The sequence below is a fragment of the Mesorhizobium sp. WSM4836 genome (assembly GCF_055811815.1).
Genome location: NZ_JBVVQF010000048.1, coordinates 1 through 20,141, shown reverse-complemented (window position 1 = coordinate 20,141; position 20,141 = coordinate 1). Strand labels below are relative to the sequence as shown.

Here is a 20,141-nt window from a genome sequence, read left to right as displayed (position 1 = left end):
TCCGGGTAGGCAAGCTGCAGCGCGATGACCACGCCGACCAGCATTCCCACCACGCCCCAGAACATGGTGGCGATGGCGCCGTAGCGGATTGGACCGTCCATAAAAGCGGCGGCGTCTATCGGAACTGCAGGCTTGAACTCCGTATTGCGCAACAGGATCACCGTGAAACCAGCTACGGCGAAGAACAACACCCACATATGCTGGCGGAAAGGTTCATCTATGCCGAAACCGGCAGCCAGCAGGGCCGCAAAAGCAACCAGGCTTAGAAGGACGATCTCTGTGCCGAATTTCATCGCAAATCCCGATCTCGAATCCGGCGGACGCCAAATCCGCCGTGCATCAATTGCGCGGCCGCCGCCTGCTCGCCCTGATCCATGTCAGGGCCGCCCGGTTTTGTTTCGGGCAGCACCGAGTTCGGCGCAATCAGATGGTGGCGAAGGAGGAGGGAACGCAGCGCGGCCCTACCCGCTGATGGATAAGTGGGGTGGGCTCGGAGCCGGGTGGGTGACACAATGAGGCCTGCCCATTCGAAAAAGCGGGGGCTCTGCGACGCGCTGAAAAGTATTGCCGATGCCTTGCTAAACGTCGCTCGTTTCGAATGGCCCGGGATGGGTAACGCCCGTTGCGCTGCTTCGTGACGTTCACAGGTTCGAGGAAGGGCAATCTTGCCAGCCCATGCGTGTCGGCCACCCCGAGGATCAATGCTTCGCCGGCGAGCTGTCCGAAACACTTTTGGCGATTGGTCAGGTGATCCGATAGCGAGCGCGGAAGCTGGTCGGGTTCATACTACCGCGGCCTTTCGAAGCCTTATGGCGACACATTCGAACTGGCGTGTGCTTCCACAAAGGAGTTGGCGACGCAGACCCCGGCCGCACTGGGTTATTCAAACTGCCGCGCCCTTCGGCCACCGCAACGCTGCTCCAGCCGGCTCATGCTGTCCACCATCACGTGGCGTCTGTTCTCGATCCGGATCACGCCGTCAGCCCGCAATCGCGTCAGTTGGCGGGTCACGGTCTCGTTCGTAAGTCCAAGGAAATCAGAGATGTCGGAACGAGTCAGCGGCAGATCGAACGACGCTGACCTGGCGGCCGGGTCAACACTGGAGTCGATATTCCGGGCGATCATGAGGAGAAAACTTGGCACCTTTTCCGATGCCGTCTTGCGCCCCAGCGTCACCATCCATTCGCGTGCTGCGTCGAGTTCGTCCAGAGTCTGCCTGAGCAGGCGATTCTCGAGTTCCGGTGATTCCTTCATCATCCGTTCCACGGCTGCCTTCGGAAACGAGCACAGCGTGACAGCTGTTGCCGCTTCCGCATTGATCTCGCTTTCGACCTTGAAGGGTCGTCCCAGAAAATCCGGTGCAAACCGGAGAGCTACGATCTGCTGGCGCCCGTCCGAAAGTCTCTTTGTGAGCTTCACCACGCCCGAAAGCACATTCGAATAGCTGTCGACGGCCTCGGCGTCGCCGATCAGTTCGACTCCTGGCTCAATCTTGTGCCTCGACGAAGTCCTAGCGAGCCCAACCAAACGATCTGGATCGAGCGCACCGCAGACACCACGACGCCTTGCCTCGCAAGAGAGGCAAAGAACGGGAACGCCGGAACTGTGAATGTCTTGCCGTAATGCCATGCGCTCGCTCTACCCCTCTCCCAAGCGCCGACAGGGTACCAATCCAGGGTAGAAAAATCCGTGCGGCAGTTTGTCCGAGTTGCTGATTGACCGAAATCAGGGCTTTGGCTCGCCAACAAGCCCAGAGTTCCAGTGATCCAAAGATGGTGGAACGGGACATGCAGTCCGAATTAGCTGCCCGGGTGGGCGAGAACGTCCCGCGCTATACCAGTTATCCGACTGCACCGAATTTCCACTCGGGCGTCGATCCTGCGGTTTATCGTGGCTGGCTGGAGGCGCTCGAAAGTGGCGGCGGGATCTCGCTCTATCTGCACATCCCCTATTGCGACAGACTCTGCTGGTTCTGTGCGTGTCATACCAAGCAGACGCGCCACTATGAGCCGGTGACGGCCTATCTGCGCTCGCTACACGCGGAGATCGCGACGGTTGCGGGTCTGGTCAGCGGCAAGGGCCATGTCCGCGCAATCCACTTCGGCGGCGGTTCACCCACCATGCTGAAGCCTGAGGACATGGTGGCCCTTGGCGCGTTTTTGCGGGACAGCTTCGATTTTGTCCCGGATACAAAAATCAGCGTGGAGATCGATCCAAACGACATGGATGAGGCGCGCCTTGATGCGCTGGCCGAAATCGGCATGACCAGGGCAAGCCTTGGTGTGCAGGATTTTGACCTGAAGGTGCAGAAGGCGATCAACCGCGAGCAGAGCTTCCTGCAGACCAAGACAGTTGTCGACGGAGTTCGTTCACGCGGCGTCGGTTCCGTCAATCTGGACCTGCTCTACGGCTTGCCGCACCAGACCAGCTTGAGCGTCTGTTCCACCGTAGCGCAGGCGCTGACCCTGAAACCAGACAGGATGGCGCTGTTCGGCTACGCGCATGTGCCCTGGTTCAAGAAGCACCAGACGATGATCGACGAAGCGTGGCTACCTGGCCCCACGGAGCGGTTGGCCCAATCGCAACTCGCTGCGCGAGCGATTGTGGACAAGGGATATGAAGCGATAGGGCTCGATCATTTCGCCAAGCCAAGCGATGCGTTGGCGCAAGCAGCCCGTACAGGGACCTTGCATCGCAATTTCCAGGGCTACACCGAGGATCGCTGCGAGACACTGATCGGGCTTGGCCCTTCATCCATCAGCCGTTTTCGCCAAGGCTATGTGCAGAACATGCCGGCGACCGCCGAGTACAGAGGCATGGTTGCGCATGGCGGGCTGGCGACTGTCCGCGGTATCGCGCTTTCTGACGAGGACCGCGTTCGCGGCTGGATCATCGAGAGGCTGATGTGTGATTTCGCCTTCTCGGCGGTCGATCTGGTGGAACGCTTCGGCAAAGCCGGCCAGAACCTCCTGCTTCGGTCGAGTGCCATGGCTCTCCACGATCCCGTTCGATTGCTTGAACTGGATGGCGAGCGTTTCGTCGTGCCGGCTGAAAGTCGCCCCTTCGTCCGAAGCATCGCGGCCAGTTTCGACAAATACTTCCAAAGCGGAAAGGCCAGGCACTCGGTCGCAGTTTGAACCGGAGGGTGCCGGTGGCGGTTTTTGCCGATGGCGAACCGACTACAGCGACGTTTGACTACGCATCGGCGACCGTTAATTAATTTGGGCGACGCGCAATAGTGGACTTGACCAACTCTCTGCCTCGGCTACTCGGAATCTGAGCCTTCCAGACGCCGCGACTTCTCCGGCATGCTGGCCGTCGGCAAACCTTCTTTTCTGGCCCTAGCAAATGCTCGATCGCCTTCCAGAAACCCCGCCAGCATGAAAGGGATGAGTTCCGCCACCGTTTCAGACTCGCCATAGGTCTGACGATAGAGCGCAGCATACTCCTTGAGTGCTTGGCTCAACTCCGCGCTGACGGTGATGGTGATTTTCGAAGGTGTTCGGTCTGGAAGCTTTCCAAGTTTCAAGTTGGCCATAATCCCTCCCGCTCAACTCGCGTATGGCCGCAGCAAGAGGTCCTTATGCACCATGACGCGCAGTGGCCAACCTGGGCGGATTGTGATGGTGGGCTGAACATTCAGGTTCTTCTCGGTGATGCGCTGGCCGGCTTGGCTGACGTTCTGCTGGACCGATTTTCGGATCGCCTTGACCAAGTCGCTCTCGTTTTCACCCAGGCTCAACTCCGTGCCGACGCCCAATAATGTGGCAAGCGCCACTCCCTTGATCAGCTGCCAAGTGTGGAAGTCAACGTTGTCCTCCAGTCCTGCGTAGCCGGCCGTGTCAGTCGCTGGCAGATTGTCGATTTCAATCGACGAGCCATCGGGCAGCAGAATTCGCTGCCAGACCAACAGCGCCCGTCTTTGCCCGAAGGCAACAACGCTGTCGTAGACGCCGATGAGACGTGAGCCTTGCGGAATGAGCAAGGTGCTGCCCGTGATTGTGTCGTGCACATTCTCGGTGACCTGCGCAACGACGAGGCCGGGCAAGTCGGAATTGACGCCGGTGATCAGGCTTGCCGCGATCACGCTGCCGGCCATTAGCTGATAGGGCGAGGCCGGCGTCTGCAGCGCGTGCGGATTGTATATCCCGCTTGTGTGACGTTGGCTGACAAAATCGAGCTTGCGCTGTTGGTTGTTCTGGTCGCCCTCGTCTGGCGCAACGGAAGCCGACCCGCGTGTCGCTCCGGGTTGCGGAAGCGCCTCAAACGGATCCTGCGCACTCTGCCCGCCGCCGGCGACATCTGTCTCTCTGGGTCGATTGTCGATCCGGAACAAGACTTGCGACTCGCGCGCCGCGATCGCCTGCTGAGCAAGGCGCTGCTCCTCGGCGGATGCCTCCTGCCCCGGCGCGATCCCGAGCTGACGCTGCCGCTCAAGAATGGGGCGGCCGAGATCTCCCGGCAGCGGTGGTCCAAGCACAGGCGCCTTCGGTTTCATTCCGGAATAGTCTTTGGGAAGCGCGTCGAGTCCCTCGGCGGTTGGTTTGTGCTCGGTGTGGTAGAGGTCTTCCGCCTGCTCTTTGAAGCGCCAAGCCGGTCCCTGGAGCGCCATCATGGTGACGCCGAATATGGCACCGGATCCGACTGCGGCGATAGCGACGATCACGCCGCGCCTGAACCGCACAGCGGGGCGGGGCGGTGCCCGCAGCTGCAGCTGTTCGGGATCGAGTTTCGGCGGAGCATCGGAGCGGGAAGCATCAGTCATGAGCCCCTCCCCTCAACGGCTTGAGCGTGCAAAAAGTGGTATACGCCGCGGTGATTGGCGGCCGTCGGTCCTTGTGATGCGCACCACCTGCTGCGGCTTAGCGCCCAGCCGCAGTTCTGCCGCGGCAAAGAGCCGATCGACAATGTAATAGTTGCCGCGCATGCGGTAGTTGACGAGCTGGCTCCCCCCGTCAGAACCCACGATGAATAGCGGCGGCGCTTCGCCCTGATCTATGCGGCGCGGAAATTCGATGTAGACTTTGCTGCCGTCGTCGAAGGCACGCGCCGGTCTCCACGGCGGCGTGTCACCACTGATTGAATAGCGAAAACGAATGTTCTCGAGGGCCACATTCGAAGCGACCGGCATAGCAGCCTCGGCCTGAACGTTACGCTGGCGCAGCGCGATGATCTGGTCTTCGCTGTACGTCCAGGAGATCGCCGCCATGGCCGTCTTCTGGGTGCTTTGAAGCTGCAGGTGATATGTCCGCCGTTCCGTGGTGATCACCAGATTTGTGCTTAGCCCGGGCGCAAAGGGTTTTACCAGCACGTGGGTGCGTTGGTTGTCACCGGTGCCGCTGACGGTGTCGCCGATGACCCAGCGAACCGTGTCGCCGGCCGACACGGCTGTTAGCTTCTCGCCCGGCTGCAGGGCAATATCGGTGACACGCTCCGGCGCGGCATAGAGCTGATAGAGCGCGCCATCTGTGAAGGGATAGACCTGAACCGCATTGACATAGCCATACTTGGTGGGTTGCTGCGTTGCCGCCTGGTTGGCATCGGTGACGCGTTCTTCGGGAGAGCGTTTGTCGTCGACAATCTTGCCGGGGTCAGGCTGCAACTGGCCTGGCAGCGGCAGGGGCTTTGGTACCTCGACGATCTTGACCGGCTTCTCCGGCGGTTTCTCAACCGCAGCCGGTTTGAAGTCGTTAGCGTCATAGGAAATCTGAGACGCCGGCATCGGCTTCGACGCGCAGGCGGAGAGGACGACTGCTGACGCGGACAGGATCAGTGCTGCACGGAACGATGGCGCTCTATTTGTCATCGGCGGGCTCCTTCGGGGAAACGGGTGTCGGCGCGACGCTGTCGAGTTCGCGCGACCAGTCGATTGCGTTGATGAAGACGCCGAGCGGGTTGTTGCGCAGCTGGTCCGTATTGCTTGGCGGGCGGATCACGATGGTGAGGATCGCAGTCCAGCGCGTCGTGCTGGCGAGACTACCGCGCTCAAAAACCTGCTCGGTCCATTTGACCTGGAACGAGCTGTCGGAAGCCCTGACCACGCTGGTCACCTGCACCGACACGCTGCGCATGCCGATCTGACCGAAGGGATCTTTCGCCTTGGCATACTCATTGAGGAAGCGTGCGGCGCGGTCGGTGGCAAAATCGTAAGCTGCCAGCCAGTTCTGGCGCACCAGCACCGGATCGGTGGAAACGGAACGGATATTCTGGATGAAACGGCCAAGATGCCACGCGATCTGCGGGTCGGTGGGCTCGTAGTCCCGGATTGCCGGCGCAACGGCACGCGCCTCGCCGAAGCGGTCGACCTCGACGACGTAGGGCACAACGCGACTTTGCATCGACTGCCAAACGAGGCCGCCGGAGAGCCCAGTCGCCAAGGCCAGACAGCCAAGAGCCATCAGCCGCCAGTTCCGGGCCTCCACCCGCGATGAGCCGATGCGCTCGTCCCAGAGCTGGGCTGCCTTCTGATACGGCGTGACCGGCTCGGGCGCCTTGCCGTAACGTTGAACGGGTCGCTTGAAGAGCATCTAGTCGTCCTTGTCGCTAAGAGAGGGATTGGCGCTGCCGCCCGGCCTGTCACCGTCACGGACGGCCTGGATGGCAGCGTGACGATGGGCACGCGCGGCCTGTTCGGAACGCAAGCGCCTTGCCCACGTCGGCGCGGCATCAGCGGGTGTACCAGCAGGGCTTCCGGTCATTAATGCGGTCGGCGTGCCGCCAGTCGCTATCCAGGCGGCTTCGCGCCCGGCATCGGCGCTGCGCCCTAAGGCTCCCGCTGCAGATCGTGTCGCTCGCATTGCAGCGCCGCCGACGGCACTGCTCACACCGCGCATTCCTGCAGCCACACCGGGCAGGCCGGCGTCAGGGGAGGTTGCTCGGCCCATTTGCCAGGCCGTGGAAGCAGCCGAGCCCATGGTCGTGCCGGCTCGGATTGCAGCCAGACCGCCGCCAGTTGCCATTCGCGCGCCGGCGAACCCTGCGCCTCCGGCAACGAGCGACGCGCCAGCAGCGGCTGCGGTGGTTCCAAGCGCGGCGCCCGCGCCAAGCTGCGGCGCGCCGGAAACGAGTCCGGAGGCGATCCCAGGTCCAAAGACGCCGAGCCCGAGCAGCGTCAGCGCTCCCAGCACCTGAGACATGGCGGCAGCCAAGTCCGGCTCCTTGCCATGCAGCGCGGAAGCGAACTCGCCGAACAGCGTGGAGCCGATGCCGACGATGATGGCGAGCACCATCACCTTTATGCCCGATGAGATGACATTGCCGAGCACGCGCTCGGCCAGAAACGCCGATCGGTTCCAGAGTGCGAAGGGCACCAGAACGAAGCCGGCGAGCGTGGTGAGCTTGAACTCGAGGATAGTGATGAAGAGCTGAATGGAAAGAATGAAGAAGGCGATAATGACCAGGAACCAGGCCATGAGCAGCACGAAGATGGTCAGCGCGTTGCCGAAGATTTCCGGAAAGCCGAGCAGCTGACTTGCCTGATCAAGCAGGGGCCACGCGCCTTCGAAACCGGTCGCGGCGATGCGGCCCGGGCGCAGGAGATTGTCTGCGGAGAGATTGCCGGAGGACGCGTTGATGCCGAGGCCGGCAAAGGACCGATAGATGATGTCGGCGAGGTTCTTGAAATTGTTCAGGATGAAGGCGAAGACGCCGACATAGAGCACCTTGCGGACAAGCCGGCCGAGAATGTTGGTTTCGTTGCCGAGCGCCCACGCCAGACCGGCCAGTGTAATGTCGATACCGATCAGAATGGTGGTGAGGAAGGCGACGTCGCCCGAAAGCAGACCGAACCCGCTGTCAACATAGCGGATGAAGGTCTCCATGAATCGATCGATGACCCCGAGGTCGTGCATGCCGCCGCCTTCCTCGTCGTGAAGAGCTGGTGATCAGTTACCGGGATAGGCCGTGCCGGAACCAAGGAAGCGCTTCGTCGTCTCGCGAGCGGCCTCCTCGGACTGCGCCTTGCGGGCGGCATCTTCGGCCTCAGCCCGGAACTGAGTCGCGAGCAGCGTCTGGATCTGCATCTGCTGCTTGGTCGAAAGCGCGATCAGCTGATTGGTGGCCTGGCTTGCCTGAAGCGCGCCAGCCGCGCCCTGGCTTCGATTGACGAGATCGGCAAGCAGGTCGCCATCGCCGCGCACATTCTCGACGATCTGCGACTGGACGCCCATGGTCTGGCGGAACGCCTGCATCGCGCTCTGCCAGCGCTCGCGTGCGGCGCTCGCCACATCGCTCGCTTTGACCGTGGCGTCGTAGCTTTCCGGATATTGCCTGCGCCATTGGTCCTGGAGCTTGTCGAGATCAAAGCTCAGGCCACTCGCCTGGTCCATCAGGCCATCAATGCGATGGAGCGCACCAGTGAGCTGACCGACGGAAGAGAAGTCGAGACTCTGAAGGTTGCGTGCCATGTTCTGCAGCATGCTCGCCTGGTTCTGCAGTGACTGGATCTGGTTGTTGATCTGCTCCAGCGATCGCGCTGCCGTCAGCACGTTCTGCGCATAGTTCGACGGATCAAAAACGATCAGGGCGTAGGCTGGTTGGACGTACTCAGCCATCGGTTTGGCTATCAGGGAAAGAGTGATCAGGCCGGAGAGAAAACGGCGCCGCATCATGACGATTGCTCCTTGTCTGGTTGAGGGAATTGCTTGAGAAGGTCGGCGGCCCACTCGAGGCCGCGCGCATTCAGGAAGCGTGAGGCAAAGCTATCCTGCCCGTGCTCGATCAAAGCTCTGTCGATGAGGGTTTGGCTGGCAGGATCGGAGGCACCGCAAAGTGCAAGCGTGATCGGGCCGAGGCCGAGCTCAAAGAGCCGGTTGCCACGACGCGACTGCAGATAATATTGCCGTTTCGGCGTCGCGCGGGCGATCAGTTCGATCTGGCGCTCGTTTAAACCGAAGTGCTCGTAAGCCGCCCGTGCCTGCGGTTCAACGGCACGATCATTAGGCAGGAAAATGCGCTGTGGGCAGCTCTCGATCATTGCGGGTGCGATTGCAGAGCCAGCGATATCGGCAAGCGACTGCGTGGCGAAGATGACCGACACGTTTTTCTTGCGTAGGATCTTCAGCCATTCGCGGATGCGCGCTGCAAACAGTCGGTTGTCGAGATAGGCCCAAGCTTCATCCAGCATGAGCAGCGTCGGCCGCCCGTCGAATCGTTCTTCGAGACGATGGAAGAGATAGGTGAGCACCGGCAGGACAGCGCCTTGGCGGTGCATCAGCTCCTCGGTCTCGAAACATTGCACATCCGATAAGGCCAGCCGATCGTCATCGGCATCGAGCAGGCGGCCGAAGGGACCGTCGAGCGTATAGGGCATTAATGCGGACTTCAGCGCGTTAGACTGAAGCAGGACCGACAGGCCGGTGAGCGTACGTTCCTGCACCGGCGCGGTGGCAAGACTGGTGAGCGCCGACCAGATCGCCTCTTTCACCTCGGGCGTGACGGTGACGTTCTCATGGGCAATGAGGCTGGCGATCCATTCGGCCGCCCAGCTGCGCGTCCCAGTGTCGCTGATGTTGCGCAGCGGCTGGAAGGCAAGTGCACGATCCGACCCTAACGCGTGGTGTTCTCCACCCATGGCAAGCGTTGCTGCACGGGCCGAACTGCCTTGGTCGAAGACATAGACCTGCGCCCGGGCATAGCGCCGGAACTGTAAAGCGATCAGGGCAAGCAGAACCGACTTGCCGGCACCGGTCGGTCCAACGATCAGCATGTGGCCGACATCGCCGACGTGTGTAGAAAGCCGGAACGGTGTCGACCCGCTCGTTTGAGCGAAGAGAAGCGGCGGGGCCTCTCTCTGAGTGATCTTGGCGAGATGCTCGTTCGCCGGAGGGCCGGCCCATACCGACGACAGGGGCATGAGATGGGCAACGTTCAGCGTGTGAACGAGCGGCTGGCGAACATTGGCATAGACATGCCCAGGGACCGAGCCGAGCCACGCCTCGACCGCATTGACGCTTTCACGAATCGTCGTGAAGCCAAGCCCGTTGACAATGCGCTCTACCGCGCGAAGTTTCTCCGCGGCTATGAGATGGTCCTCGTCCCACACCGTCACCGTTGTGGTGAGATAACCGAAGCCGACATGATCGCCGCCCAATGCCTGAAGCGCTGCGTCGGCATCGAGCGCCTTGTTGTCGGCATCGCTGTCGACGAGCGGGACGGGCTCGTTGGTCACGACCTCGCGCAGGATGGCCGCGATCGACTTGCGTTTGGCAAACCACTGCCGCCGCAACCGCGTCAGAGTCTTGGTGGCCTCCGTCTTGTCGAGCGGGATAAAGCGGGTCACCCAGCGATAGGCAAAATCCTGGTGGTTGAGGGCGTCGAGAATTCCCGGCCGAGTGACATTGGGAAAGCCTAGGATGGTCAGGGTGCGAAGATGCTGGTCGCCCAGCATCGGCTCCAACCCGCCGGTGAGCGGCACATCGACCAACACGCCGTCGAGATACATCGGCGTTTCCGGGACCGCGACTGGATGGCGGCGGGTCGAGATTGTGCCGTGCAGGTAAGTCAGGGTCTCGGCATCGTCGAGCAAGCGTACCTCGGGCATGAAACCCGACAAAAGATCGAGAACCCGGTCGGTCTCGTCGCGAAACCGCGCCAGTTCCTGGGGCCAGTCTCTCCCGCGGCCAGATCGGTGTGCGTCTACGAGCGCGCTTTCCGCCCTGCCCCGTGCGTCCGGGGGCGGCATGAACAGCAAAGTCAGGTGATGGCGGCTCTCGTAATGCGCGACCTTGCCCTCGAAGGCCGCGCGTCGTTCTTCATCGACCAGCCAAGACGCGGCGTCGGGAAAATTCGCGTTCGGATAGCCGAGCGCCTCGATGCGCTCGGCCTCGAAGAACAATGCCCAGCCGGAGCCCAGCCTTCTCAGCGCGTTGTTTGCCCGCGCGCAGATGCCGACGAGTTCGGGTTCCGTCGCGCTTTCGAGATCCGGGCCGCGAAACCGAAATGTACGCTGGAAGCTGCCGTCCTTGTTGAGCACGATGCCGGGAGCGACCAATGCGGCCCATGGCAGATGGTCGGCAAGCCGGTCGGCTTTGCTGCGGTATTCTGAAAGGTTCAGCATGCGAGCCAACCTCTCATGCGAAGGTGGCGGACAAGCACGCCGGCGAAGTCCGGATCGCGGCGAGCAGCTAGCACCGCGAGCGTGTGGCCGGCGATCCAGAGCACCAGCCCGGCAATCCACTGCTGCAGGCCTAGACCTATTGCCGCGGCCACGGTGCCGTAGAGGATGGCCACCGCTCGGGGCGCACCACCGAGCAGGATTGGCTCCGTCAATGCACGATGAACAGGAACCTCGAAGCCGTCGATATGCTGCTCCCCAGTATTCATCCAACAAGCGCCCCGCCGCCGAAGGAGAAGAAGGAGAGGAAGAAACTCGATGCCGCGAAGGCGATCGACAGGCCGAAGACGATCTGGATCAGCCGGCGGAAGCCGCCTGCGGTGTCACCGAAGGCAAGCGTTAAGCCCGTAGTGATAATGATGATCACGGCGATGATCTTGGCGACCGGTCCCTGTACAGACTCCAGGATCTGCTGCAGCGGCTGTTCCCAAGGCATGCCCGAGCCTGCTGCGCGGGCTGGGACCGTGAGAACGAACACGAGCGCGGTGGACGACAGAAAGCGAAGCTTCTTGCGCATGAGTAACCTTTCAAAGCTGCTGAAGTTGAGGAAGCGTGAGCGGGGTAACGGCGTAGTCGCCACTGCCGTCGAGGCCAGTGACCTCTGCGATCGCGTGGATGCGGCGCGAGGATCCGCGGCCGGCGATGAAGACGATCAGATCTATCGCCTCGGCGATGAGGCGGCGGGGAACGGTGACGACGGCCTCCTGGGCGAGCTGTTCGATACGGTAGAGGGCCGAGCGCGCCGAATTGGCGTGAACCGTGGCGATGCCACCAGGATGACCAGTGTTCCACGCCTTAAGCATGTCGAGCGCTTCCGCTCCCCTCACCTCACCGACGATGATCCGGTCGGGCCGGAGCCGCAGCGTCGATCGCACAAGATCGGCAAGCGTGACTAAGCCCCGCCTGGTTCTCATAGCGACGCAGTCCTTTGCCGCGCATTGCAGTTCGCGCGTGTCCTCAATCAGGATCACCCGCTCGTCGCATTCGGCGACTTCGGCCAGGAGTGCATTGGCAAGGGTCGTCTTGCCCGAGGATGTGCCTCCGGCGACCAGGATGTTGCGCCGCTCGCGCACCGCCTCCCTCAGCGCATCGGCTTGCAGCGGAAGCATGATGCGGTCGGCGACATAGTTGGCCAACGTGTAGAGTTTCGCCGCCGGCTTGCGGATGGCAAAGCACGGCGCCAATACGACCGGCGGCAACAGCCCCTCGAAGCGTTCGCCCGATGGCAATTCGGCGCTGACGATCGGATTCTCGGCATGCGCCTCTGCGCGCACATGGGAGGCGACCAGGCGGATTATGCGTTCCGCCTCGGAGGGGTGGAGGTGAAGGCCGGTACCGACTCGACCTTCTCCGAGCCGGTCGAGTCGCAGCGCACCGTCGGGATTGACCATCACCTCTATAACAGACGGATCGGCAAGGGCCTCAGCAATTGCTGGGCCCATGGCGGTGCGCAACATGGCACGGCGGCGATAGTCGACCTCCGGATGAGAACTCATCCTTCTCCTCCCCCGCCATTACCCTTCCCAAGCGACCGTTTGCCGGAGGCGATCTGGCGGCCCACTTGCTCGACGAATTTGTCGAAGCGCTCCTGGGCAATCGCCTGCGTCGCCCTGTCCGGGACTGGCGTGTGAGCATGAAGGGTGATGGAAAACCGAATGAAGAGCGCCAGGCTCTCCAGGATCATTTCGCCGTCGCGTCTGAGATGACCGAGGTCACGGGAAAGACGGTCGAGCCTTACGCCGTAGCGCCGGTCGAGCTCGTTCTCGCCACGCCGCTCGATAAACCCCTCGACTGCCTTCGCCACGATCGCTGACTTGGTCGTTGATGGATCGCGGCTGAGGTCGTCCAGTTTCTTGCTCAGGTCGGGTTCGAGCAGAAACTGATGGCGAATACGCTGAGGGCTCATGTGGCTCGTTCCAACTGGCCCAGCGCTGTTGCGTGGGCAGGAACGAGCATCGCCGACTTCCCCGAAATTGCTTATGGCCGTTATCTACGCTGATTTGCGCTCTGCCTTCGGCAGCTTCTTTCAGAAGCCGGGGACGATGTCCTTGTTGTCGCCCCTTCCCTCGTTGATGCCATAGGCGCGTGCGGCAGTGGAAATTCGGTCCATCACGCGCCTGTCGGCAACCGCCTCGCTATCATCGTCTGCGGGCTTGAGCAGGTCGTCCCCGTCGGGCTCCACAGTGACGGCTGTATGCTCTTCCGCCAGACCCGGATGTCGCTGTTGCTGGACACCTCCCTCACCTTCAATTGCCTCGCCCGCGCTTTCGCCGCCGTAAGCAAGACGGCGGTCAATGCCCCGCACCTGCCCGGTCCAACAGTCCGGACGCGGTAGTGGCCGATCCGCGTAAGCGCCGCCGCGCAATACCGGCGCAGGAAGCACGCGCTCGGTGAAATTTTGATCCTGGTAGTAGCGCAGCTTCTTCGCCCGGATGGGCGGCAGCCCTGAAACCAATACCAGTTCATCGGCTTGCGGCAACTGCATCACCTCGCCCGGTGTTAGTAGCGGACGGGCGGTCTCCTGGCGGCTAACCATCACGTGCGAGAGCCACGGCGCCAACCGATGGCCGGCATAGTTCCGCATTGACCTCAGCTCCGTCGCCGTGCCGAGCGCGTCGGAAATGCGTTTGGCCGTGCGCTCGTCATTGGAGGAAAAGGCAATCCGCACATGGCAGTTGTCGAGAATGGCATTGTTCTCCCCATACGCCTTGGAGATCTGGTTCAAGGATTGCGCGATCAGATAGGCACGGATGCCATAGCCGGCCATAAAGGCGAGCGCGGTTTCGAAGAAATCCAGACGACCGAGCGCCGGGAACTCGTCCAGCATCATGAGCAGTTGATGGTTCCTGCTCTTGTTCGGATCACCCTCCAGCCGCTCCGTCAGACGCCTGCCGATCTGATTGAGCACCAGTCGCACCAGCGGCTTCGTGCGGGATATGTCCGATGGCGGCACGACCAGATAGAGTGACATCGGCCGCTCGGCATCCAGGAAGTCGGCAATGCGCCAGTCGCAGGCTGATGTCGCTGCCGCCACCGTGGGATCGCGATAGAGGCCGAGAAACGACATGGCGGTCGAAAGAACGCCTGAACGCTCGTTCTCCGACTTGTTCAACACCTCGCGAGCTGCCGAGGCCACGACAGGATGGACCTGGGGCTTATCCGCCGCGCCGAGATGGTTGGTCGTCATCATCCGCCGCAGTGTCGCGGCAAACGAGCGTTGGGGGTCCGACAGGAAGGTGGCGACGCGAGCGAGCGTCTTTTCCTCTTCAGCGTAGAGCACGTGCAAAATGGTGCCCACCAAGAGTGAGTGACTGGTTTTCTCCCAGTGGTTCCGCCGGTCCAACGCGCCTTCCGGATCTACGAGGATGTCGGCGATATTCTGGACGTCGCGGACCTCGTCTGGACCTTTTCGTACCTCCAGCAGCGGGTTATAGCGCGCCGACCTTGGATCGGTCGGATTGAACAGAAGACAGTAGGAGAATCTCGACCGCCAGCCGGAGGTCAACTGCCAGTTCTCGCCTTTGATATCGTGAATGACGGCCGAGCCGGTCCAGGACAGAAGAGTTGGAACAACCAGTCCGACGCCCTTGCCTGATCGTGTTGGAGCAAAAGCCATGACGTGCTCGGGCCCGTCATGGCGCAGATATCGATCCTTCAGCTTGCCTAGGAAAACGCCGGCCGGCCGAAACAGCCCCGCCGTCTCGATCTCCTGAGTCGCCGCCCACCTTGACGACCCATAGGTGGTGACCGACCCGAGCTGTCGCGCGCGCCAGAGCGAGCCGGCGATCGCGGCGGCACAGCCCACGAACCCACTGGCGCCGGCAAGCGCACCGGCCTTATCGAATACCTCGGGCGCGTAAGCGTCGAAGTGGAACCACCATTCGAACAGTTTCCAGGGCTTGTAGATTGGCCAGCTGCCCACGGCGAGCCATGGCTCGCCGAGCTGCGACTGATAGCCGAGCATTTGGGCGCACCACTGCGTGGCCGCCCATACGCCGAGCATGACGATTGCGAACACGACGGCGATCTGCCCAAGCAGCAACTTCGTAGGCGTCATTGGCTTGCTCCGCTGTTCTTGACATGCGGCACAAGAATCGCTCAGCGCGTTGTGAACTGAAACCCACGCTACGCACGACTAGGTGCGACAGATTAACTTCTGTGGTCCCGTCGCGGCCTTTTACTTCTTGAGATGAGCGGATTCCATTGCAACCGATATTTGTACCGCGATAGATCTCGAAAACTCTCACGCGGGAGGAAGAGCAAGGACCGGCGCGCTTCGGGATCCAGTACGAATATCCGAAGTCGGATTACGTTTGAGCAGATCGGCTGCTACGGGAGCGTCAATCGTATGGAGCCAATTGCGACGGTGGCGAGGCAGTCGTCATTCTTCTCGACGTGGGAGCATATGCCGGAATTGGGCAAGACCATGCCTTCGGTACCGGAATGCGATCGAGAAAGGGCTGGACGCAAGGCTCTGTCGCTTCTTCGTGAAATCCGCGGAACGCCAAAGCCGGCGCCTTGATCAAATCCCGGTCTACAATGCTCCAGTTCCGCATGATGCCGATGACGTGGAATTCATTGGTCCTTTCATGATGCGCAGCCGAAAGTTTTGCGGTGCCGAACTCTGCAATGGTGACAGGCGCGCTACCAGATCATCCCACCCAATATCTCGGCCCCGGTCCCTTGCGTCCTGCCAGGTCGGCAGGGTTCGCGAGGCTACACCGGTCAATCGACAGACAGCCGCAACCGATGCACTCGATAAGCCCGGACCTCAGGCGCTGCAACTCGGCGATGCGCTGGTCGATGCGCTTGGTCCACTCGCCTGACAACCGCGACCAATCCCGACGCGACGGAACGCGATCGGCTGGCAACTTAGCGAGTTCGGCGCCGATCTCCTTGAGTGTGAGCCCAATGCGCCGCGCAAAGACGATGAAGGCCATCCGGCGCAGCACCGACCGCGGATAGCGCCTATGCCCCGAGCCGGCCCGCTCGGACGCAATCGAAATTGCGGTTCGAACGCGGCCTAGCATCGTCCACAGGCGCTCGAATTGAACGGCTTCCAATACTCGTCTTTCATGATGATGCGGTTGCGCTTGCTGCGCCTCCCGGGGCAGCGGTTGTGGCTAGCGTGGGCGGGCGCGAGCATTCAATACCCCGCCGGCGGACGGTTGACGCTGCCCTCCCTTTGCCTGCTACTCTTGCGTGGAGGCGTCCGGATAAGGCGGGACCAACCGTCTGACTTACCCCTTGTTTTTGCTCCACCTTTCCTAAGCCCGCTGCAGTTGTCGCACCGGCTCTGGTCTTGCCGGCTGAGGCCGTGAATGCGCCTCAGACGCCACCGTCATGAAGGCCTGAAGTGCCGCGGAGAGATACTCGTCGCTCCGCGTCACAAAAACAGTCGGCGCCGACCGCAAGTTGTGAGGTAGCAGGTGTATAATGAGCTGTCCGTTGGCTGCCGCATCCTGAACGACCCCCCGAGGTAGCATGGCCATCCCTACCCCGGCGGCGACGCAGCCGATGATCCCGTCCATTGTTCCGAGTTCCATCCAGCGGACATGCGTTACCCCACACGCCGCCAGGAACATGTCCATGCGCCGGCGGTAGGAACAGCCCGATCGAAAAGCGAGGACCTTCACAGACGGTGATGCGGCCAAGGCCTTCAGATCCGAAAGCTCGCGAAACCGCGGCGATGAGATCACAACGAGCTCCTCTTCGACGATCGATAGGCTTTTCAGTTCGGGATGAGCGATGGGGCCGGAGACGAACGCGCCATCCAGTTTGCGTGCGACGACCTCGCTGACGAGCTTTTCCGTCGGGGCAGCCTCCACCAGTACGTCGACCTCTGGATATTCTGCAGCATAGCGGATCAGGATCGGCGGAAGGCGAAGCGCTGCAGTGGTCTCCATCGAGCCGATCCTGAGTAAACCGCACGGCGTACCGCGGTCTGTGACGACGCGCTTGGCTTCGTCCAGAAGCTCTCCGACGCGCTCGGCATAGGGAACGAGCTGAATGCCGGTGGCTGTCAGTGTAACCCCTCGCCTGGAGCGATGAAAAAGCGGAGCACCGATTTCCTCCTCAAGCGATTTTATTCTCGCGGTGACGTTGGATTGCACCGTGTTGAGTACACCGGCAGCCCCTCCGATACTGTTTGCTCTCACAACCGCCTGGAAAAACCTGAGGTCGGCGCTGTTCATCAGCCATCTCCTTTTCAGATAAAAAACATCTGATCTAATCGTTTGTCTTAAGTCAAGTGTCGCAATAGCGTCAAAGAAAACTTTCCGGGAGCTTCCTCAAGCTGGGAAAAGTATAGATGACGGTACGAACGCGTCTGACAGAATTTTTCGAAATCGAGCATCCCATCATCCTTGCCCCGATGACACCGGCCGCAGGTGGCGCGCTTGCGTCCGCCGTCGCCGACGCCGGCGGTCTGGGCCTGTTGGGTGGGGGATATGCTGATCGTCAATGGTACGAAACAGAGTCGTCGCTGATCACCAATGAACGCGTTGGCTGCGGGTTCATCGCCTGGGCAGTCGAAGCCGACCTTGATCTGTTTGACCGCGCACTTGCGGAGCGTCCGTCCGCGATGATGCTTTCGTTTTCGGATCCGGCGAAGCTCGCGGCACGGGTCAAGCAGGCGGGTGTTCCGCTGATTTGCATGATCCACACACTCGAACATGCCCGGCGCGCAATCGACGTTGGCGCCGACGTTCTTATTGTTCAGGGGACCGAGGCCGGCGGCCATGGCCTGGTCGCGCGGTCAACCATGCCCTTCGTTCCCGCAGTCGTGGATCTGGTGGCAAAGATTTCGCCTTCTGTCATTGTCGTGGCGGCAGGCGGCATCGCCGACGGTAGGGGCCTAGCCGCTTCGCTGATGCTCGGGGCAGACGGGGTCCTGATGGGAACCAGGTTCTGGGCTACACGCGAGTCGCTCATCCATCCGGGAGCCAAGGACAAGGTAGTCGCGGCCTCTGGCGACGAGACAATCCGGACTTCCGTCTACGATATCGTCCGTCAGAAGGCCTGGCCCGCTGGTTATACCGGCCGACTGCTCAAAAACGGCTTCATCGAGAAGTGGCACGGGCGGGAAGAAAAGCTGCGCACGCTGGGTTCCGAAGAATTGTCGAAGGTCGAGGCGGCATGGGCCTCTGGCGACTACGACACGGCCAACGTGACTGTCGGTGAGGCGGTGGGCCTCATCAACGATCTGCCGTCGGCGAAGGACATCATCCGCCGAACGGTGCGCGAGGCAAGCGAAAGACTTGGCCTCTACGCATTCGATCAGCGCATCGCGAGCTGAGTAACCACGGCCCTGAAGAAGAGGGCCGACTGCTTTCAAAAACATAAAAGGGGAACTGCAGCATGCAACAGCTACAGGAAAGGGGCGACTCCGTCCGAAAACCAGGTATCTGGACCGTCGTCCTTGCATCAAGCGCCGGCACGGTCATCGAATGGTACGACTTCTATCTTTACGGAAATCTGGCATTTTCTTCTCAACGCTCTTCTACCCTGCCAATGAACCGACGGCCGCTGTTCCTCGCGGTCGGCACGCGCGATAAGCATCGTCTTTCCCCAACTCGTTCTCGCCAAGTCGTTGCTGGCTTATCACGACGGTCCGGAAGAACTGTGGGCTGAACCCGTTGATCATGGTTTCGGCGTTGAACAGAGTGCCAAGACCGTGGACAAGCTGATCTTAACGACAGTCGCCTTCCTAAAGTCCAACGGCGAAAAAGCCTGCGCGTCGAACGGCGCTCGCTCGGCCGCCAATGCCGCCGGAATTGGCGGCGTCTTAGGGAAAGCGGTAACGCTCGCCTGTCGGTTATCCTTCATGCAGGATGCCTGCCCACGTGAACCTGCCCGGTTCCCGAGTACATCCGCCCCGTGACGACCAGAAGAAAAATTCGAGCTAATCGTAGGCCGCTCACTGGCTGAAGACGGCGCGGCTATGATCGCGAGCTGCAACGGCGTACTCTCGACCCTCTCAAGAAGCACCCAATCAGGATATTACCTTTCGTACCGGCAGTTGGGAAGAAGTCCGGTCGCACGCGGAAATGATCGCAGGCGAGCGAGCATGTCGTCCACTGGTTCCATATCCCATGCGCAATGGAACCCGCTTCCTTCCGCGGCTAACCCGATCCTGCCCCGTAACCGCGCGCAGGATTGCTGGCCGGCGTCGCCATGTCGAGCGCGCCGGGCCTGCGATGCTCGAGATGCTTCACGCCCGTACGAAGGGGAGCATAAGGATTTGTGCGGCGGTCAAGCCGCGCGGACCATGGGGAGAGGGCTTCAACTCCCGCGGCGTCCGCCGTACCATCGCCGGCGTTTTTCATCATAACAGCCCGCAGCATGCCGACCTGTATTTCCACTAGGTTGGCTTCCGATGGTCACAGCGCGTGGTATCCGGGAGCGCCGTTCGCAAACCCGGCATGGTCTAGAAGTCTTGAGGACCATCTGGTCGCGCATGCCGCCGGGCTGCAGCTACTGAGCGTTTTTCGCGCCGCCACGGGGCGTCAGATGCGCCGAAGCCTGGGTGGAGGAATCATCGTCAAATCAACCGTAGCTGCCTTTGGTGATAAATGCCTCTTACGATTTTGAGCAGTTCTTGTTCCGACCTCATCATGCGAAGATCGTGGGACTGTCCAAGTTTTGCAAACGAGAGGCATCCCACAGATGGGGCACTCGGCTGCTGCGGGTCACCTTCGACGACAGTCACACTTACTGATCTCGATTGCTGACCTCAAGCTCCTTGACCGATGTCGAAATGAGTTTGGCCGCATGGCACGCGCAAGCGGAGCACCCTGGCCAGCCATTGTGCTCCAATCCGTGCTGTTTGCTCTCACAACCGCCTGAGGTCGCGCTGTTCAACAGCCATCTCCTTTTCAGATGAAAAACATCTGATCTAATCGTTTGTCTTAAGTCAAGTGTCGCAATAGCGTCAAAGAAATTTCCGGGAACATAGAAGGAAAGCCAAGCCATGCGCCAAGCAGCGCCCCGCTTTGCACTCGACCACATGGCGACGCCCGGACTTGAC

19 protein-coding genes and 2 pseudogenes are annotated in these 20,141 nt (G+C 61.2%); 4 read left to right on the top strand and 17 right to left on the bottom strand.

Annotated elements, in window-relative coordinates:
• Together AC0L2P_RS31150 and AC0L2P_RS31145 are read right to left on the bottom strand one after the other, a co-directional pair.
• Positions 1–293, bottom strand: a pseudogene (locus AC0L2P_RS31150) (cytochrome-c oxidase, cbb3-type subunit I); the annotation flags it as partial.
• A 586-nt stretch (positions 294–879) separates the two neighbouring features.
• Positions 880–1,629: a Crp/Fnr family transcriptional regulator gene (locus AC0L2P_RS31145; protein WP_473506997.1), complete on the bottom strand. Its 750-nt coding sequence runs from the start codon at positions 1,627–1,629 to the stop codon at positions 880–882.
• 158 nt (positions 1,630–1,787) lie between these two features.
• Here AC0L2P_RS31145 and hemN point away from each other — a divergent pair, with 158 nt between their 5' ends.
• Entirely contained in the window at positions 1,788–3,137 is a 1,350-nt protein-coding gene (hemN, locus tag AC0L2P_RS31140) for an oxygen-independent coproporphyrinogen III oxidase (protein WP_473506996.1), read from the top strand.
• A 128-nt stretch (positions 3,138–3,265) separates the two neighbouring features.
• Here hemN and AC0L2P_RS31135 read toward each other — a convergent pair whose 3' ends face one another.
• From AC0L2P_RS31135 to AC0L2P_RS31070, 14 genes are all read right to left on the bottom strand, one after another.
• Positions 3,266–3,538 carry a DUF2274 domain-containing protein gene (locus AC0L2P_RS31135; RefSeq protein WP_473506994.1) on the bottom strand — a complete coding sequence of 91 codons (273 nt, stop codon included), beginning with the start codon at positions 3,536–3,538 and terminating at the stop codon, positions 3,266–3,268.
• Positions 3,539–3,550: 12 nt separating this feature from the next.
• Positions 3,551–4,765: a TraB/TrbI/VirB10 family type IV secretion system protein gene (locus AC0L2P_RS31130; protein WP_473506992.1), complete on the bottom strand. Its 1,215-nt coding sequence runs from the start codon at positions 4,763–4,765 to the stop codon at positions 3,551–3,553.
• 12 nt (positions 4,766–4,777) lie between these two features.
• On the bottom strand, positions 4,778–5,806 hold the full coding sequence (gene trbG / locus AC0L2P_RS31125) for a P-type conjugative transfer protein TrbG (RefSeq protein ID WP_473506990.1): 1,029 nt from the start codon (positions 5,804–5,806) through the stop codon (positions 4,778–4,780).
• The gene (gene trbF, locus AC0L2P_RS31120) at positions 5,796–6,527 is read right to left on the bottom strand and encodes a conjugal transfer protein TrbF (RefSeq protein ID WP_473506988.1); all 732 of its coding nucleotides are present in this window, start codon (positions 6,525–6,527) and stop codon (positions 5,796–5,798) included. The genes trbG and trbF overlap by 11 nt, the downstream gene beginning before the upstream one ends.
• On the bottom strand, positions 6,528–7,850 hold the full coding sequence (trbL, locus tag AC0L2P_RS31115; protein ID WP_473506986.1) for a P-type conjugative transfer protein TrbL: 1,323 nt from the start codon (positions 7,848–7,850) through the stop codon (positions 6,528–6,530). It lies immediately after the preceding gene.
• A gap of 33 nt (positions 7,851–7,883) precedes the next feature.
• Positions 7,884–8,609, bottom strand: a complete 726-nt coding sequence (gene trbJ / locus AC0L2P_RS31110) for a P-type conjugative transfer protein TrbJ (protein WP_473506984.1) — start codon at positions 8,607–8,609, stop codon at positions 7,884–7,886.
• Entirely contained in the window at positions 8,606–11,056 is a 2,451-nt protein-coding gene (gene trbE / locus AC0L2P_RS31105; RefSeq protein ID WP_473506982.1) for a conjugal transfer protein TrbE, read from the bottom strand. Before trbE ends, trbJ begins: the two co-directional genes overlap by 4 nt.
• A complete protein-coding gene (locus tag AC0L2P_RS31100; RefSeq protein ID WP_473506980.1) occupies positions 11,050–11,322 on the bottom strand; it encodes a VirB3 family type IV secretion system protein in 273 nt (90 codons plus the stop codon). Before AC0L2P_RS31100 ends, trbE begins: the two co-directional genes overlap by 7 nt.
• A complete protein-coding gene (locus tag AC0L2P_RS31095) occupies positions 11,319–11,630 on the bottom strand; it encodes a TrbC/VirB2 family type IV secretion system protein (RefSeq protein ID WP_473506978.1) in 312 nt (103 codons plus the stop codon). The genes AC0L2P_RS31100 and AC0L2P_RS31095 overlap by 4 nt, the downstream gene beginning before the upstream one ends.
• Before the next feature lie 10 nt (positions 11,631–11,640).
• Complete coding sequence (gene trbB, locus AC0L2P_RS31090) at positions 11,641–12,609, bottom strand: P-type conjugative transfer ATPase TrbB (protein WP_473506976.1); 969 nt, start codon at positions 12,607–12,609, stop codon at positions 11,641–11,643.
• Positions 12,606–13,019 (bottom strand): CopG family transcriptional regulator, encoded by a 414-nt coding sequence (locus AC0L2P_RS31085; RefSeq protein WP_473506974.1) that lies wholly within the window; start codon positions 13,017–13,019, stop codon positions 12,606–12,608. Before AC0L2P_RS31085 ends, trbB begins: the two co-directional genes overlap by 4 nt.
• A gap of 120 nt (positions 13,020–13,139) precedes the next feature.
• Positions 13,140–15,170 (bottom strand): conjugal transfer protein TraG, encoded by a 2,031-nt coding sequence (locus tag AC0L2P_RS31080; RefSeq protein ID WP_473506973.1) that lies wholly within the window; start codon positions 15,168–15,170, stop codon positions 13,140–13,142.
• 595 nt (positions 15,171–15,765) lie between these two features.
• The gene (gene soxR, locus AC0L2P_RS31075) at positions 15,766–16,143 is read right to left on the bottom strand and encodes a redox-sensitive transcriptional activator SoxR (protein ID WP_473506999.1); all 378 of its coding nucleotides are present in this window, start codon (positions 16,141–16,143) and stop codon (positions 15,766–15,768) included.
• A gap of 237 nt (positions 16,144–16,380) precedes the next feature.
• Positions 16,381–17,307 carry a LysR family transcriptional regulator gene (locus tag AC0L2P_RS31070; protein ID WP_473506971.1) on the bottom strand — a complete coding sequence of 309 codons (927 nt, stop codon included), beginning with the start codon at positions 17,305–17,307 and terminating at the stop codon, positions 16,381–16,383.
• Positions 17,308–17,423: 116 nt separating this feature from the next.
• Between AC0L2P_RS31070 and AC0L2P_RS31065 the strand changes: the two genes are divergently transcribed.
• The 3 genes and pseudogenes from AC0L2P_RS31065 to AC0L2P_RS31055 all read left to right on the top strand — a co-directional run.
• Positions 17,424–18,410, top strand: a complete 987-nt coding sequence (locus tag AC0L2P_RS31065) for an NAD(P)H-dependent flavin oxidoreductase (protein WP_473506969.1) — start codon at positions 17,424–17,426, stop codon at positions 18,408–18,410.
• 294 nt (positions 18,411–18,704) lie between these two features.
• Entirely contained in the window at positions 18,705–18,995 is a 291-nt protein-coding gene (locus AC0L2P_RS31060) for a hypothetical protein (protein ID WP_473506967.1), read from the top strand.
• 394 nt (positions 18,996–19,389) lie between these two features.
• A pseudogene (locus AC0L2P_RS31055) lies at positions 19,390–19,705 on the top strand (IS1595 family transposase); the annotation flags it as partial.
• 120 nt (positions 19,706–19,825) lie between these two features.
• Here AC0L2P_RS31055 and AC0L2P_RS31050 read toward each other — a convergent pair.
• Positions 19,826–20,141 (bottom strand): hypothetical protein (locus AC0L2P_RS31050; protein ID WP_473506965.1); only part of this gene is annotated, 316 nt, incomplete at its 5' end.

Bases quoted from the DNA above. Each gene is read 5' to 3' on its own strand.
- trbG (WP_473506990.1), bottom strand. From the start codon at position 5,806: ATGACAAATAGAGCGCCATCGTTCCGTGCAGCACTGATCCTGTCCGCG.
- AC0L2P_RS31070 (WP_473506971.1), bottom strand. From the start codon at position 17,307: ATGAACAGCGCCGACCTCAGGTTTTTCCAGGCGGTTGTGAGAGCAAAC.
- AC0L2P_RS31135 (WP_473506994.1), bottom strand. From the start codon at position 3,538: ATGGCCAACTTGAAACTTGGAAAGCTTCCAGACCGAACACCTTCGAAA.
- AC0L2P_RS31065 (WP_473506969.1), top strand. From the start codon at position 17,424: ATGACGGTACGAACGCGTCTGACAGAATTTTTCGAAATCGAGCATCCC.
- AC0L2P_RS31145 (WP_473506997.1), bottom strand. From the start codon at position 1,629: ATGGCATTACGGCAAGACATTCACAGTTCCGGCGTTCCCGTTCTTTGC.
- trbF (WP_473506988.1), bottom strand. From the start codon at position 6,527: ATGCTCTTCAAGCGACCCGTTCAACGTTACGGCAAGGCGCCCGAGCCG.
- trbB (WP_473506976.1), bottom strand. From the start codon at position 12,609: ATGAGTTCTCATCCGGAGGTCGACTATCGCCGCCGTGCCATGTTGCGC.
- AC0L2P_RS31080 (WP_473506973.1), bottom strand. From the start codon at position 15,170: ATGACGCCTACGAAGTTGCTGCTTGGGCAGATCGCCGTCGTGTTCGCA.
- trbL (WP_473506986.1), bottom strand. From the start codon at position 7,850: ATGCACGACCTCGGGGTCATCGATCGATTCATGGAGACCTTCATCCGC.
- AC0L2P_RS31100 (WP_473506980.1), bottom strand. From the start codon at position 11,322: ATGAATACTGGGGAGCAGCATATCGACGGCTTCGAGGTTCCTGTTCAT.
- AC0L2P_RS31085 (WP_473506974.1), bottom strand. From the start codon at position 13,019: ATGAGCCCTCAGCGTATTCGCCATCAGTTTCTGCTCGAACCCGACCTG.
- hemN (WP_473506996.1), top strand. From the start codon at position 1,788: ATGCAGTCCGAATTAGCTGCCCGGGTGGGCGAGAACGTCCCGCGCTAT.
- AC0L2P_RS31130 (WP_473506992.1), bottom strand. From the start codon at position 4,765: ATGACTGATGCTTCCCGCTCCGATGCTCCGCCGAAACTCGATCCCGAA.
- soxR (WP_473506999.1), bottom strand. From the start codon at position 16,143: ATGCTAGGCCGCGTTCGAACCGCAATTTCGATTGCGTCCGAGCGGGCC.
- AC0L2P_RS31095 (WP_473506978.1), bottom strand. From the start codon at position 11,630: ATGCGCAAGAAGCTTCGCTTTCTGTCGTCCACCGCGCTCGTGTTCGTT.
- trbJ (WP_473506984.1), bottom strand. From the start codon at position 8,609: ATGATGCGGCGCCGTTTTCTCTCCGGCCTGATCACTCTTTCCCTGATA.
- trbE (WP_473506982.1), bottom strand. From the start codon at position 11,056: ATGCTGAACCTTTCAGAATACCGCAGCAAAGCCGACCGGCTTGCCGAC.